11 protein-coding genes and 2 pseudogenes are annotated in these 13,679 nt (G+C 72.0%); 2 read left to right on the top strand and 11 right to left on the bottom strand.

Features of this window, described 5'->3' with window-relative positions:
* Window positions 1-361: 361 nt before the first annotated feature.
* From ACWCQ6_RS22065 to ACWCQ6_RS22035, 7 genes and pseudogenes are all read right to left on the bottom strand, one after another.
* Window positions 362-874 (bottom strand): annotated as a pseudogene (locus ACWCQ6_RS22065) (helix-turn-helix domain-containing protein); the annotation flags it as partial.
* A gap of 211 nt (window positions 875-1,085) precedes the next feature.
* Window positions 1,086-1,895, bottom strand: a complete 810-nt coding sequence (proC, locus tag ACWCQ6_RS22060; RefSeq protein ID WP_451091627.1) for a pyrroline-5-carboxylate reductase — start codon at window positions 1,893-1,895, stop codon at window positions 1,086-1,088.
* A 75-nt stretch (window positions 1,896-1,970) separates the two neighbouring features.
* Complete coding sequence (locus tag ACWCQ6_RS22055) at window positions 1,971-2,741, bottom strand: ABC transporter permease (protein ID WP_451091625.1); 771 nt, start codon at window positions 2,739-2,741, stop codon at window positions 1,971-1,973.
* Window positions 2,738-3,505 carry an ABC transporter ATP-binding protein gene (locus ACWCQ6_RS22050; protein ID WP_451091623.1) on the bottom strand — a complete coding sequence of 256 codons (768 nt, stop codon included), beginning with the start codon at window positions 3,503-3,505 and terminating at the stop codon, window positions 2,738-2,740. The genes ACWCQ6_RS22055 and ACWCQ6_RS22050 overlap by 4 nt, the downstream gene beginning before the upstream one ends.
* Window positions 3,506-3,537: 32 nt before the next feature.
* Window positions 3,538-4,323 carry a class I SAM-dependent methyltransferase gene (locus tag ACWCQ6_RS22045; RefSeq protein WP_451091621.1) on the bottom strand — a complete coding sequence of 262 codons (786 nt, stop codon included), beginning with the start codon at window positions 4,321-4,323 and terminating at the stop codon, window positions 3,538-3,540.
* 220 nt (window positions 4,324-4,543) lie between these two features.
* Window positions 4,544-5,098 carry a hypothetical protein gene (locus ACWCQ6_RS22040; protein ID WP_451091619.1) on the bottom strand — a complete coding sequence of 185 codons (555 nt, stop codon included), beginning with the start codon at window positions 5,096-5,098 and terminating at the stop codon, window positions 4,544-4,546.
* Between the two features lie 86 nt (window positions 5,099-5,184).
* Window positions 5,185-5,526 carry an SH3 domain-containing protein gene (locus ACWCQ6_RS22035; RefSeq protein WP_451091617.1) on the bottom strand — a complete coding sequence of 114 codons (342 nt, stop codon included), beginning with the start codon at window positions 5,524-5,526 and terminating at the stop codon, window positions 5,185-5,187.
* 132 nt (window positions 5,527-5,658) lie between these two features.
* On the opposite strand from ACWCQ6_RS22035, the gene ACWCQ6_RS22030 reads away from it, so the two are divergent.
* Complete coding sequence (locus ACWCQ6_RS22030) at window positions 5,659-7,863, top strand: serine/threonine-protein kinase (RefSeq protein WP_451091637.1); 2,205 nt, start codon at window positions 5,659-5,661, stop codon at window positions 7,861-7,863.
* A 34-nt stretch (window positions 7,864-7,897) separates the two neighbouring features.
* On the opposite strand, the gene ilvD is transcribed toward ACWCQ6_RS22030, so the two are convergent.
* The 4 genes and pseudogenes from ilvD to ACWCQ6_RS22010 all read right to left on the bottom strand — a co-directional run bounded on the left by ilvD (window position 7,898) and on the right by ACWCQ6_RS22010 (window position 12,539).
* Window positions 7,898-9,748: a dihydroxy-acid dehydratase gene (gene ilvD / locus ACWCQ6_RS22025; RefSeq protein ID WP_451091615.1), complete on the bottom strand. Its 1,851-nt coding sequence runs from the start codon at window positions 9,746-9,748 to the stop codon at window positions 7,898-7,900.
* Between the two features lie 124 nt (window positions 9,749-9,872).
* Window positions 9,873-10,478: pseudogene (locus tag ACWCQ6_RS22020) on the bottom strand (TetR/AcrR family transcriptional regulator); the annotation flags it as partial.
* Between the two features lie 179 nt (window positions 10,479-10,657).
* Complete coding sequence (locus tag ACWCQ6_RS22015) at window positions 10,658-11,485, bottom strand: sugar phosphate isomerase/epimerase family protein (protein ID WP_451091613.1); 828 nt, start codon at window positions 11,483-11,485, stop codon at window positions 10,658-10,660.
* Between the two features lie 106 nt (window positions 11,486-11,591).
* Window positions 11,592-12,539 (bottom strand): Ppx/GppA phosphatase family protein, encoded by a 948-nt coding sequence (locus ACWCQ6_RS22010; protein ID WP_451091611.1) that lies wholly within the window; start codon window positions 12,537-12,539, stop codon window positions 11,592-11,594.
* A gap of 239 nt (window positions 12,540-12,778) precedes the next feature.
* On the opposite strand from ACWCQ6_RS22010, the gene ACWCQ6_RS22005 reads away from it, so the two are divergent.
* Window positions 12,779-13,630: a hypothetical protein gene (locus ACWCQ6_RS22005; RefSeq protein WP_451091609.1), complete on the top strand. Its 852-nt coding sequence runs from the start codon at window positions 12,779-12,781 to the stop codon at window positions 13,628-13,630.
* The last annotated feature ends 49 nt before the right edge of the window (window positions 13,631-13,679 follow it).

The raw sequence follows: 13,679 nt of genomic DNA, 5'->3' as shown, positions 1-13,679 counted from the left end.
CCGATTCCCGGTCGAAGCGGGTCCTGCTTCGCTTTCCAGTTCATCGCTTTCGCGTTTCCCTTTCCGGCGTTTCCGACTCTATCAGATCCTTTCGGCCCTGATTCCCAGTCAGCGGGGCTTGTCTTCCCGGCCGTTGGGCCGTTCCGACGAGTGAGACTTTAGCGGAATCCCGGGCCCCGACGCTAATCGGGGTCACGCTCCTTCGAACGCGGATTCCTCATTTCACAAATACGCACAGCAGGTCCGGCGACAGATGTCACTGACCAGATGTGGTTACTGCGGAATGGCTGTCCGGGGACCGACCGGGGTCGGCGCTCACGTCGGACAACTCGGGGCACATTACGGATCCGGGCAGGCCGTGTCAACCTCGGGCCGGGGTCAGGTCCTGGCGGAGGGCGAGGTGGTGGTTGCAGAGGCTCGTGGAGAGGTCGGTGGCGAAGTGCCGGCGCATGGTGACCTCGCGGCCGAAGCCGTGGCGGCGGGCCACCTCGGGGAGGGGAGGCCGGTGCGCTCCAGGGGCTTCTGGGCTGGGGCGATGCGTTGAAGTGATCAGCCGACGCAGCGGAACCGTGCCGGTGGTGGCCTGGAAGCGGCGGGTGAAGGAGCAGGGGGACATTCCGACGCGGGCGGCGCGGGCAGCGACCGTGTGGGGTTCGGCCAGATGGGTCAGGGAATGGGCTCGTACCGCGGCGAGGGTGTCCGCGTCGCAGTCGGCGCGAGGGGTGGGGTGGCCGATGAATGGGGCCCGGGTACCGGTGCGGAACGGGGCGGTGACCACCGTGCGGGCGATCGTCGCCACGGTCCCGGCTCCGTGGGTGGTGCGTACGAGGTGGGAGCAGAGATCGATGCCGGCCGCGGTGCCCGCTGGCGTCCAGGTGCGGCGCGGGTCGAAGGGCGGGACGCCGCGGTCGGTGTTGTCGGTGCGGACGGTGCCCCGGACCTCCTCGGGTACGAGGTGTTCGTCCCGCTGGATGCCACACGCCTTCGACCTGACCAGTTGCGCGAACCCACCGCCGTGTCGTTGCACGGCGGTGGGTTCGCGAAGGGGGTGAGCGGCGCGGAGCTGATCGCTGCCGCGGAGTGGTTCAGCCGTTGCCGGAGGCCAGTTCGCGGCTGCGGTCGCGGGCGGCTTCGAGGGCGGCGATGAGGGCGGCTCGTACGCCGTGGTTCTCCAGCTCGCGGATGGCACTGATGGTGGTGCCGGCCGGGCTGGTGACGGCCTCGCGCAGCTTGACGGGGTGTTCGCCGCTGTCGCGGAGCATCACGGCGGCGCCGATGGCGGCCTGGACGATCAGCTCGTGGGCCTGGGCGCGGGGCAGGCCGAGCAGGATGCCGGCGTCGGTCATCGCCTCGACGAGGAAGTAGAAGTACGCGGGGCCCGATCCGGACAGGGCGGTAGCCGCGTCCTGCTGGGACTCGGGGACCCGGAGGGTCTTGCCGACGCCGCCGAAGATCGCCTCCGCGGCGGCGAGGTGGTCGGTGGTGGCGTGGCTGCCGGCCGAGATGACGGACATGCCCTCGTCGACGAGGACGGGGGTGTTCGGCATGACCCGTACGACCGGGGTGTTCGTGGCGAGCCGGTCTTCGATGAAGGCGGTCGTGATGCCCGCGGCCGCGCTGATGACCAGGCGGTCGGGGGTGACGTGCCGGCCGAGCTCGTCGAGGAGCCGTCCCATGTCCTGGGGCTTGACCGCGAGGATGAGGATGTCGGCGCGCTTGGCGGCCTCGGCGTTGCTGACGGAGTCGACGCCGTAGCGGTTGCGGAGTTCCTCGGCGCGCTCGGAGCGGCGGGTGGTGACCAGCAGGTTCGCCGCGCGCCAGCCTGCCCGGATCATGCCGCTGAGCAGGGCCTCGCCGATCTTGCCGGTGCCGAGGACTGCGACTGTCTGGGTCATGTGGTTCACCCTCCGGGCGGTGCTGACGGTTCTCGGTGCTCGGTGCTCGTGTGCGCCATCCTCGCACCGGCCCCGTCAGGCGGTGCGGCGGCGCAGAGTGGCGGCGCCGAGGGCGAGGACGAGGAGGGCGCAGCCCGCCACGATCGAGACGTCGCGGACGAAGTCACCGGTGATGTCGGCGTGGCGCAGGACCTCGTCCATGCCGTCGACGGCGTACGACATCGGCAGGACGTTCGAGATCGCTTCGAGGACGGGTGCCATGTGGTCGCGGGCGACGAACAGTCCGCAGAGCAGGAGCTGCGGGAAGATCACGGCGGGCATGAACTGGACGGCCTGGAACTCGGATGCGGCGAAGGCGGAGACGAACAGTCCCAGTGCCGTGCCGAGCAGGGCGTCGAGCAGGGCGACCAGGAGCAGCAGCCACGGGGAGCCGATGACGTCCAGGCCCAGTGCCCAGACCGAGACCGCGGTGGCCAGGAGGGACTGGACGATCGCCACGGCGCCGAACGCGAGGGCGTAGCCGGCGATCAGGTCGCCCTTGCCGAGCGGCATCGCGAGGAGGCGTTCGAGGGTGCCCGAGGTGCGTTCGCGCAGGGTGGCGATCGAGGTCACCAGGAACATCGTGATCAGCGGGAAGATGCCGAGGAGCGAGGCGCCGATGGCGTCGAAGACGCGGGGGCTGCCGTCGAACACGTACCGGAGCAGCGTGATCAGCACGACCGGGACCAGGAGCAGCAGTGCGACGGTGCGGGCGTCGTGGCCGAGCTGGCGCAGGACCCGGGCGGCGGTGGCGAGGGTGCGGGCCGGGCTCAGGAGTGCGGGCGTCGGGGACGGGTGCGTGCTCATCGGGAGGGCTCCTGACGGGTGGCGGCCTGGTCGACCAGGTGGAGGAATGCCTCTTCGACGGTGTTCGCGCGGGCGGCGGAGCGCAGTGTCCCGGGGGTGCCGTCGGCGAGGATCTCGCCCTCGCGCATGAGGAGCAGGCGGTGGCAGCGCTCGGCCTCGTCCATGACGTGGGAGGAGACGAGGAGTGTGGTGCCGTGGTCGGCGGCGAGGCGGTGGAAGAGGTTCCACAGGTCACGGCGGAGCACGGGGTCCAGGCCCACGGTGGGTTCGTCGAGGACCAGGAGTTCCGGGGTGCCGAGCAGGGCCACGGCGAGGGAGGCGCGGGCGAGCTCGCCGCCTGAGAGGGTGCCGGCCAGGGCGTCGGCGCGGCCGGTGAGGTCGACCTCGGTGATGGCGCGGGCGACGGCGGCCCGGCGGGCGTCGCGCTGTCGGCGGCCCGGCCGGAGGATCGCCGCGAAGTAGTCGAGGTTCTGACGGACAGTCAGGTCGGTGTAGACGGACGGGGCCTGGGTGACGTACCCGATGCGCGGCCGGAGGGTGGGGTGGCCCGCGGGGCTGCCGAGCACGTCGAGGGTGCCGGTGACCTTGGCCTGGGTGCCCACGACGGCACGCATCAGGGTGGATTTGCCGCAGCCCGAGGGGCCCAGGAGGCCGGTGATCCTGCCGGGTTCGACGGTGAAGTCGAGGCCGCGCAGGACGGTGCGGTCGCCTCGTACGACCGTGAGGCCACGGGCCTCGATGGCAGCACCCCGAGAATTCATCATGCGATGAATATTGATCCCGGGGTGTCCGCCCGTCAAGAGGCGGGGCCGGGGCTCACCGCCACGTTCAGGTCGACCGTGTAGCTCTCCTCGACCGTGCCGTCCGGGAAGAGTTCCGCGAGCCGGTCGTGCTCCTCCGTGAGGAAGCTCCGTGTGCCTTCCTCACCGAGGACGAGGAAGGCGGAGTGGCTGCCGAGGTTGGCGAGGTGGGTGTCGACGGACACCCGTCGGGTCCAGGCCACCTGGCGGTGCGCGAAGTCGAGCCCGGACGGCAGGTCACGGGAGCGGACGGCCGAGCCATGGGCGGAGTCCCCGGCGCCGAGGAAGCGGCGGAGCCGGGCGTCCTGCTCGGCGATCCAGGGGACGGAGTGGTCGGCGACGTTCCACCAGAGGGCGAGTGCGCCGCCGGGGCGCAGGACGCGTAGCGCCTCAGGGGCGGCGAGCGCCGGGTTCGTCCAGTGCCAGGCCTGGGCGTACGTGATCAGGTCGGCCGACGCGGTGGCGAGGGGGAGGTGGTTGCCGTCGCCGCGTACGACGGGCAGGTGCGGGAGCGAGCGGTGGAGTTCCGCCGCCATGCCGGCGCCCGGTTCCACGGCGACGACACGGGCGCCACGCTCGTGGAGCAGGCGGGTGGCGATGCCCGTGCCGGCGCCCACGTCGACGGCGCGGGCGCCTTCGAGGGGGCGGCGGGCCAGTTCCTCGACGGCGTCGAGGAGTGCGGGCGGGTAGCCGGGGCGGGCCGCGGCGTACTGGGCGGCGGCGCGGTCGAAGGAGAGCGCGCGGGGCGGGGTGGCGGGTGCGTCGGGTTCGGCGGGAGGCATGGGTTCATCGTGGCGCGTGCCCCGGGGCCCGTGCCGGTGTTCTCTCCCTGCGCGTGCCCACGCCGGTGTGCGGGTGACTTCGCGCGCCGGTGCGTACGTGGTTTGCGCGCGCCGGTGCGCCCATGGCTTCGAAGCAGGCCGGTGCGTACATGGCTTCGCAAGCAGGTGCGCACGCGGCTTGCGCGTCCGGTGTACGCGTGGGCTTGTGCCCCGGGCCGTTCTACTTGCGCTTGGGGCGCTTGCCCTTGGTGTTCTTGCGGGCCGCCGGGTTCCCGGTGCGGGCCGAGCGGCGCTTCTCGTAGCGTGCCAGGGCCGTCTCGTACTCCGTGCGGTGCAGTTGCTCGCCCGGTGCCTCCCGGAACGTACGGAGGAAGTACGCGAGCAGCGAGCCGACGAAGCCGATCGTCTTGAGGCCGCGCAGATTGGCCTCGCGCACCGGATCGGCGGGGCGGCGGCTGAACCCTTCCCAGGTCTTGCGGAAGGCGACGGCGCTGCAGATGGCGAACATCAGGACGATCAGGATGCCGACGAAACTGCCGACGTCGGCGATCTGCAGTCCCTGGTAGGCGAAGCGGAGCACGAAGCAGGCGGCGACCGCGGCGGCCAGGGAGCCGACCGCGGCCCCGGCGCGGCGCAGCCCGTAGCCCCCGCTGTGGTCGACCCAGGTCGTACCGAAGAAGCGCAGGGGCTCGGGCCGCGGGCCGGGCGTGGTGGAGCCGGGCGTGGTGGAGCCGGGCGTGGCACCGGCGCCGGGGGCTTCGCTGTTCTCGCTCACGAAGTCGATTATCCCCGGGCGGTAGCGGTCCCGGACGGGCCGGTCACGGACCCGGACGGGCCGGTCGCAGCCCCGGCCCGTCCGGGTCAGTCGCAGCGCGGCGCGATGTAGCCGTCGCTGCCCGTGCGGACGTAGGCGTCCGACACGAACTGTCCGTTGGCGATGTTGTCCCAGAGGTTGGAGGTGCCGTACGGGCCGGTGACCCGCTCCCCCGGCTTCTGGCAGTAGACCGGGACCCTCATTCCGTACGGGAGTGTCCTGACGATCCCGTACTGGGTGCCCGGTCCCGTACGGACGTTGACGCGGTAGCCGGGCGCGATCGGGTACCTGGTGACGTCGTCGGTCCCGGCGAGCGTCTCCACGCCCTCGGTGACGTCGACGGCATCGGCCGCCGCGGTCGTGCCGTCGGTGTGCTCGTCCATGGCCATGAGGCCCTCCCCCGTTGAGAGATGGTGTGTACGACGTGTACGACGCGCAGGCTACAAGCCCCGGCCGGATCGCACGCACCATCGACTAGGCTCCGTGCGTCGCGCTTGCGGACGAACACACGGGGGTGGGCGGTGCCGCCGCTGCGAGGTATCGGGGCCAATCCGGAAGCGGAGCATCCGGAGTACGCCGGGCAGTACCGTCTTGAGGCACGTCTCGGCGCGGGCGGCATGGGAGTCGTGCACCTGGCGCGCTCCGCCTCCGGGCTGCAGCTCGCCGTCAAGGTGGTGCACCAGCAGTTCGCGGCGGACCCCGAGTTCAGGGCGCGTTTCCGGCAGGAGGTCGGGGCGGCCCGGCGGGTCAGCGGCGCCTTCACCGCGCCGGTCGTCGACGCCGACCCGGATGCCGAACAGCCGTGGATGGCCACCCTGTACGTACCCGGCCCCACGCTCGCCGACCAGGTGAAGCGGAACGGGCCGATGGCCCCCGCCGAACTGCGCAGGCTGACGGCGGGACTGGCCGAGGCGCTGCGCGACATCCATCGGGCCGGGGTGATCCACCGCGACCTCAAGCCGAGCAATGTGCTGCTCTCCGACTCCGGGCCCAAGGTCATCGACTTCGGGATCTCCCGGCCGTACGACAGCGATCTGCGCACCGAGACGGGAAAGTTGATCGGCTCGCCGCCGTACATGGCGCCCGAGCAGTTCCAGCGGCCGCGCGAAGTCGGGCCCGCCGCCGATGTGTTCGCCCTGGGGGCCGTGCTCGTCCACGCGGCGACCGGCCGGGGGCCCTTCGACTCGGGCAGCCCGTACATCGTGGCCTACCAGGTGGTGCACGACGAGGCCGATCTGGCGGGCGTGCCGACGGACCTGGCTCCTCTGATCGGGCAGTGCCTGACGAAGGACCCGGCCGGGCGGCCCACGCCGGACGAGATCATGACGACGCTGCGCCCGCCGTCGTACGACGCCACCGCGTTCATACCGTCGCAGCGGCGGCCGGTCTCCGGCTCGGCACCCTCCCCGGAGGCCGGGGCCGATGCCTCTTTTGACGCGGACACGCACGTGGGCGCGGGCGCGGCGGCGCGGGGCAGGGAGGCGGCCCCGGACGGCGGTGGCAAGCGGCGGTGGCTGGCGGCCACCGCGGCGCTGCTGGTCATGGGGGCCGGCGGGGTGTGGGCCGTCGGCACGGGAGCCGATTTCGGCGGGGCCGGTGAGCCGGGCGGTACGGGCGGGGCGAAGGGTTTTGCGGAGGAGTTCGCCCCGTGGCGGACGGCCCTGCGGACCACCGGTAAGGCGACACCGGCCTGTTCCCCGGCGGACGGCGCCGGGCAGGAGGCGTCCGACCGGGCCTCGGGGCTGTACTGCGCGGCGGAGGGTGTCGGTGTCACCCGGCTGGATCCCGCGGACGGCCGGGTGCTGTGGTCCCGGCGCGCCGCGGAGGACAGCCCGCCGGTCGGCGTGGTGTCGGTCTCCGGCGGTCTGGTGCACACGGCGGTGCCGGGCGGGAAGCTCCGGGCGTACGACCCCGCCAAGGGCGAGCAGGTCTGGGACGCGGACCTCTCCCCGTATCCGGGCACGCCCTTCGACGCGGGTGACGCGCTGTTGCTGGTCGCCGAGGACGGCACCACCGAGGCGCTCGACTCCGCGACCGGTGTCTCCCTCTGGCGGCATGCGCTCGCCGGGCACCGGCGCCCGGACTACGCGCTGTACGACGCCGGCACCGGGCTGGCCTACGCGTTCGAGCACTCCGCCTACGGATCCACCACCCTGGTCACGGCCGTCCGTGCCACGACGGGGCGCACGGCGTGGCAGCGGCGGCTGACGGGGATGCTGACCCCGGTGGGGACCTCGGGCGGTGCGCTCGTCATGACGTCGATGAACGGTGACGCACAGACCGTCGGGCTGGTCCGCTACGAACCGGAGGCACGGAACGTCGTACGGATGGCGCTGCCGTTCCGGATGAACGAACCGGAGGTCGTGCTGGGCGGGGACACCGCCTATCTGCTGGCGCACGGCGGGACGCTGGTCGCCGTCGACATCCGCCCCGCCGAGGGCGGCGAGACGGTCCGCTGGCAGCTGGAGACCGCCGCCGGGCGGACCTCCGCCCCCGTCCTCGGTGCCGGGAACCGGCTGTTTTTCTCGACGGCGGACGGGCGGCTGCTGGCCGTGGACACCGAGCACGGGAAGCTGCTGGGGCAGACGAGCCCACGGCTGCGGAACGGGAGACTCACGTACTCCTCGGCGCTGCCCGCGCCCGTCGCCGCCGGCCGGACTGTCTTCGGGACCGCGCCCGACGGGTCCGTGTTCGCCGTGGACGGACAGGACCCCGCCCGCTGGTGAGAGCGGGCGGGGTCCTCGTCGGTCGGCGGACTGATCAACCCAGCTTGGACACGTCGCGCACCGCGCCCCGGTCCGCGCTCGTCGCCATCGCCGCGTAGGCGCGCAGCGCCGCCGAGACCTTGCGCTCGCGGTCCTTCGGCGCGTAGACGCCGTTCAGCGCCGCGCGGCGGGTGGCCAGCTCGCCTTCGGGGACGAGGAGCTCGATCGAACGGTTCGGGATGTCGATCCGGATCCGGTCGCCGTCCTCGACCAGCGCGATCGCGCCGCCCGACGCGGCCTCCGGCGACGCGTGGCCGATGGACAGGCCCGACGTACCGCCGGAGAAGCGGCCGTCGGTCACCAGGGCGCAGCTCTTGCCGAGGCCGCGGCCCTTGAGGAAGGAGGTCGGGTAGAGCATCTCCTGCATGCCGGGGCCGCCGCGCGGGCCCTCGTAACGGATGACGACGACGTCGCCCTCCTTGATCTCCTTGCGGAGGATCTTGTCGACGGCCGCCTCCTGCGACTCGCAGACGACCGCCGGGCCCTCGAACGTCCAGATCGACTCGTCGACGCCCGCCGTCTTCACGACGCAGCCGTCCACGGCGAGGTTCCCCTTGAGGACAGCGAGGCCACCGTCCTTGGAGTAGGCGTGCGCCAGGTCGCGGATGCAGCCGCCCGCCGCGTCCAGGTCGAGGGTGTCCCAGCGCTCGGACTGCGAGAAGGCGGTCGCGGAACGGACGCAGCCGGGCGCCGCGTGCCACAGCTCGACGGCCTCCGGGGACGGGGAGCCGCCGCGGACGTCCCAGTTCTTCAGCCACTCGGCCAGGGAGTCGGAGTGGACCGAGTGCACGTCCTCGTCGAGCAGGCCGCCGCGGTGCAGCTCACCGAGGATGGCGGGGATGCCGCCGGCCCGGTGGACGTCCTCCATGTAGTACGTGCCGCCGGGGGCGACGTTGGGCGCGACCTTCGACAGGCAGGGGACGCGGCGCGAGACCGCGTCGATGTCGGCGAGGTCGTAGTCCAGCTCGGCCTCCTGGGCGGCGGCCAGCAGGTGCAGGATCGTGTTGGTGGAGCCGCCCATCGCGATGTCGAGCGCCATGGCGTTGTCGAACGCGGCGCGGGTGCCGACCGAGCGGGGCAGGACCGACGCGTCGTCCTGCTCGTAGTAGCGCCTGGTGATGTCGACGATCGTGCGGCCGGCCTCCTCGTACAGCGCCCTGCGAGCGGTGTGCGTGGCGAGGACCGTGCCGTTGCCGGGGAGGGAGAGGCCGAGCGCCTCGGTCAGGCAGTTCATCGAGTTGGCGGTGAACATGCCGGAACAGCTGCCGCAGGTGGGACAGGCATTCTCCTCGATGCGGAGGATGTCCTCGTCGGAGATGCTCTCGTCGACCGCGTCGCTGATCGCGTTGACCAGGTCGAGCTTGCGGACGGTGCCGTCGACGAGGGTGGCCTTGCCGGCCTCCATCGGGCCGCCGGAGACGAAGACCGTCGGAATGTTGAGGCGCATCGCGGCCATCAGCATGCCGGGGGTGATCTTGTCGCAGTTGGAGATGCAGATCAGCGCGTCCGCGCAGTGCGCCTCCGCCATGTACTCGACGGAGTCGGCGATCAGGTCGCGGGAGGGGAGGCTGTAGAGCATCCCGCCGTGGCCCATCGCGATGCCGTCGTCGACGGCGATGGTGTTGAACTCGCGGGGCACGGCGCCCGCGGCCTTGATGGCCTCGGAGACGATCCGGCCGACCGGGGCCAGGTGGGTGTGGCCGGGTACGAACTCGGTGAAGGAGTTGGCGACCGCGATGATCGGCTTGCCGATGTCCTCGCTCGCTACGCCCGAGGCCCGCATGAGGGCGCGGGCGCCCGCCATGTTGCGGCCATGAGTGACAGTGCGGGACCTCAGCTGGGGCATCGTCTCTCGCTCCTTCGACATCAAAGACTGCCTCCGAGCGTACGCCTCCGGCTCCAAGATCTGGACACAGTGTCCGAAATGCGGGATGAATTGCTCGGTGGATGGGCGGGTTGCCGGCGAGGTCTCAGGATTCCGTCAGGTAGCGCTGGAGCGTCGGCGCGACCATCTCGATGATCTTCTCGGGCTCGGCCGAGGCCAGTGGTTCCGCCCGGATCACATAGCGGAGCATCGCGATCCCGATCATGTGTGAAGCCGCCAGTTCAGCACGGAACGTGGCGTCCGGTACGTCGAGTGCCTCCGCGACGCGTTCCAGGAGCCGGCGCAGGACGAAGCCCCTGAGGACCTTCGCGGCCGCCTCGTGCGTCAGGGCGGACCGCATGACCGCCAGCAGAGGGGCCCTGGAGGCCGGGTTCTCCCATACGCCGATGAAGTAGCGGGCCAGCCGCTCCCCCAGGCCGTCCGTGCCGTCGCCGAGGACGGCCGGGATCACCAGGGCCGGCTCGAAGGAGAGCTCGATCGCGGCCGCGAAGACCTCGTCCTTCGTCCCGAAGTAGTGGTGGACCAGGGCGGAGTCGACGCCCGCCGCCTTGGCGATGCCCCGGACCGAGGTCTTGTCGTAGCCTCGCTCCGCGAATTCGGTGCGGGCCGCCTCCAGGATGCGGGTGCGCGCGTCGGGGCCGGTGGGGGTGGCGGTACGGGAGGGTCGGCCACGGCGCTTGGGGCCAGTGGGATCGCCGGGGCCTGTGGGGTCCGTGGGGCCATTGGGACCGGTGGGACCGCCAGGGCCTGTGGGGCCAGTGGGACCGCCAGGGCCGGTGGGGCCTGTGGAGCCCGTGGGATCGCCGGGGCCCGTGGGGCCCGTGCGGCCGGTGGGATCGCCAGGGCCGCCGGGGCCCGTGGGGTCGTCCGTCATGGGCGTGGTGCCCGGGTCGGGGACGACGCCAGGTGGAGCCGGGTAAAGGCCAGGGCCTCCGCCAGGTCGGCCTCGCGTTCGGCGGTGGACATGGCACGGCGGGTGTTGACCTCGATGACGACATGGCCGTCGAAGCCGCTACGGGCCAGATGCTCCAGCAGTTCGGCACAGGGCTGGTCGCCCCGGCCGGGCACCAGGTGTTCGTCCTTGTTGGAGCCCTTGCCGTCGGCGAGGTGGATGTGGGCGAGCCGGTCGCCCATCCGCTCGACCATCGCCATGCCGTCGGTGCGAGCCGTCGCGGTGTGCGAGAGGTCCACGGTGAAGTGGCGGTAGTCGCCGTTGGTGACGTCCCAGTCGGGGGCGTACGCAAGCATCTCGCGGTCCCGGTAACGCCAGGGGTACATGTTCTCGACGGCGAACCGCACATCGGTCTCGTCCGCCATGCGCCAGATTCCGGTGACGAAGTCCCGGGCGTAATTGCGCTGCCAACGGAACGGCGGATGGACGACCACGGTCGTCGCCCCGAGCTTCTCCGCCGCGGCACGGGCCCGCTGGAGCTTCACCCACGGATCGGTGGACCAGACCCGTTGCGTGATCAGCAGACAGGGCGCGTGGACGGCCAGGATCGGCACCCGGTGGTAGTCGGAGAGCCGCCGCAGTGCCTCGATGTCCTGGCTGACGGGGTCGGTCCACACCATGACCTCGACGCCGTCGTAGCCGAGGCGCGCGGCGATCTCGAAGGCCGTCGCCGTCGACTCCGGGTAGACCGAAGCCGTCGACAGGGCGACCTTCGCATCCGGGATGCGCACCACTGGTTCTGCCACTGGGACAGCGTACGGGCAGTGGTCCGCCGCTCCGAAGGGTCCCGGCGGAAAGTGAGCAGTGCCATGACGGGGCTTCGGCCGTCCGGCGGCGCGCCGCGCCCCGCGCTCAGCCCAGCGCGGTCCGCTCCGCCGGCAGGTGGTCCAGGCGGCGCAGGATGATGCCCTCGCGCAGCGCCCAGGGGCAGATCTCCAGCTCGTCGACCCCGAACAGATCCATCGCTCCCTCCGCGACCAGCGCCCCGGCGAGCAGCTGCTGGGCCCGGCCCTCGGAGACGCCGGGCAGACCGCCCCGCTGCTCGGTGGTCATCGTCGCCAGCTTCGGCACCCACTCCTCCAGCGCCTTGCGGGTGAGGCCGCGCTGCACGTAGAGGCCCTCGGCGGAGCGCGCGGCGCCCGCGATCCTGGCGAGCTGCTTGAAGGTCTTGGACGTGGCCACGACGTGGTCCGGGCGCCCGAGGCGGGTGAACTCGCCGACGCTGCGGGCGATCCTGGCCCGGGCATGGCGACGCAGCGCCTTCACCTGCGCCGGGTCCGGCGGGTCGCCCGGCAGCCAGCCCGCGGTGAGCCGGCCGGCCCCGAGCGGCAGCGACACCGCGGCGTCCGGCTCCTCGTCCATCCCGTACGCGATCTCCAGCGAACCGCCCCCGATGTCCAGGACCAGCAGCCGCCCCGCCGACCAGCCGAACCAGCGGCGCGCGGCGAGGAAGGTGAGCCGGGCCTCCTCCGCACCGCTGAGGACGGTGAGATCGATGCCCGTCTCGTCCCGCACCCGGGCCAGCACCTGATCGGCGTTGCTCGCCTCCCGCACCGCGGACGTGGCGAACGGCAGAACGTCCTCGCACCCCTTGTCCTCGGCGGCCTGGAGCGCCTCGGTGATCGTCGCCACGAGCCGGTCCACACCGCCGGGGCCGATCGCCCCGTCCTCGTCGAGCAGTTCGGCCAGGCGCAGCTCCGCCTTGTGCGAGTGCGCGGGCAGCGGGCGCGCGCCGGGGTGTGCGTCCACCACCAGCAGATGCACCGTGTTCGAACCCACGTCGAGGACTCCGAGTCTCATACCCGGAACGCTACCGGGAGCGCAGACTCGGGCCGACCGGCAGGTGGGGGCGGCGTCGCGGGGCCGGGCACGCGCATCTGCCGCGTTTTCGCCGATCGACAACGCTGCTTCCCCGAGCTCTCGGCCGCGTTCGAGCAGGGGAGACCCCGCCCGCCTCGATCCTCCGCCTCGCAGCCGCACGCACCCGGCCCCGCTCCTTCTCCCACCCTCCACCGGCCGGTCGGTCTTACTCTTGGCCCGTGCCAAAGACGAAAAAGGCGAAGCCGGGCAAAAACACGAAGAAGCAGAGAACGAAGCAGGAGATGCAGCAACAGGAAGTGAACGGACCGAACCGGTCCGAAGACGAGACGGGGATCGACTTCGCGCGCGCCTGGGTCGAATTCCCGGACCCCGCGGACGACGAGCAGATCTTCCGCTGCGACCTGACCTGGCTGACCTCCAGGTGGACCTGCATCTTCGGCAGCGGCTGCCAGGGGATCCAGGCAGGCCGTGCGGACGACGGGTGCTGCACGCTGGGCGCGCACTTCTCGGACGAGGACGACGAGAAGCGGGTGGCGGACCATGTCGATCGGCTGACCCCGGAGCTGTGGCAGTTCCACGACGTCGGCACCAGGACGGGCTGGGTCGAGGTCGACGAGGACGGGGAACGCCAGACGCGGCGCTGGAAGGGTTCGTGCATCTTCCAGAACCGGCCCGGATTCGCGGCGGGCGCGGGCTGCTCCCTGCACATCCTGGCGCTGCGGGAGGGCCGGGAGCCCCTGGAGACCAAGCCGGACGTCTGCTGGCAGCTACCGATCCGGCGTACGTACGACTGGATCGACCGGCCCGACGACACACGGGTGCTCCAGGTGTCGATCGGCGAGTACGACCGCAGGGGCTGGGGCCCCGGTGGCCACGATCTGCACTGGTGGTGCACCTCGGCGACCTCGGCGCACGGGGCCGGGGAGCCGGTCTATGTCTCGTACCGGCCCGAGCTCACCGAGATGATGGGCAAGGAGGCGTACGAGCGGCTCGCCGAGCTGTGCGAGCAACGGCTGTCCTCGCTGCTGCCGATGGCACCGCACCCGGCGGACCCGGTCGATCCGGCGTGACGGCCGGGAGGTGAGGCCCTGTCGCCGGACGCCGCGCGGCAGAGGGCGG

It is taken from the genome of Streptomyces sp. NPDC001880, assembly GCF_053594575.1.
This window is presented reverse-complemented; position numbering and strand designations above follow the sequence as displayed.

Excerpts from the sequence above, each read along its gene's own strand:
- proC (WP_451091627.1), bottom strand. The coding sequence starts at position 1,895 with ATGACCCAGACAGTCGCAGTCCTCGGCACCGGCAAGATCGGCGAGGCC.
- ACWCQ6_RS22055 (WP_451091625.1), bottom strand. The coding sequence starts at position 2,741 with ATGAGCACGCACCCGTCCCCGACGCCCGCACTCCTGAGCCCGGCCCGC.
- ACWCQ6_RS22050 (WP_451091623.1), bottom strand. The coding sequence starts at position 3,505 with ATGATGAATTCTCGGGGTGCTGCCATCGAGGCCCGTGGCCTCACGGTC.
- ACWCQ6_RS22045 (WP_451091621.1), bottom strand. The coding sequence starts at position 4,323 with ATGCCTCCCGCCGAACCCGACGCACCCGCCACCCCGCCCCGCGCGCTC.
- ACWCQ6_RS22035 (WP_451091617.1), bottom strand. The coding sequence starts at position 5,526 with ATGGCCATGGACGAGCACACCGACGGCACGACCGCGGCGGCCGATGCC.
- ilvD (WP_451091615.1), bottom strand. The coding sequence starts at position 9,748 with ATGCCCCAGCTGAGGTCCCGCACTGTCACTCATGGCCGCAACATGGCG.
- ACWCQ6_RS22010 (WP_451091611.1), bottom strand. The coding sequence starts at position 12,539 with ATGAGACTCGGAGTCCTCGACGTGGGTTCGAACACGGTGCATCTGCTG.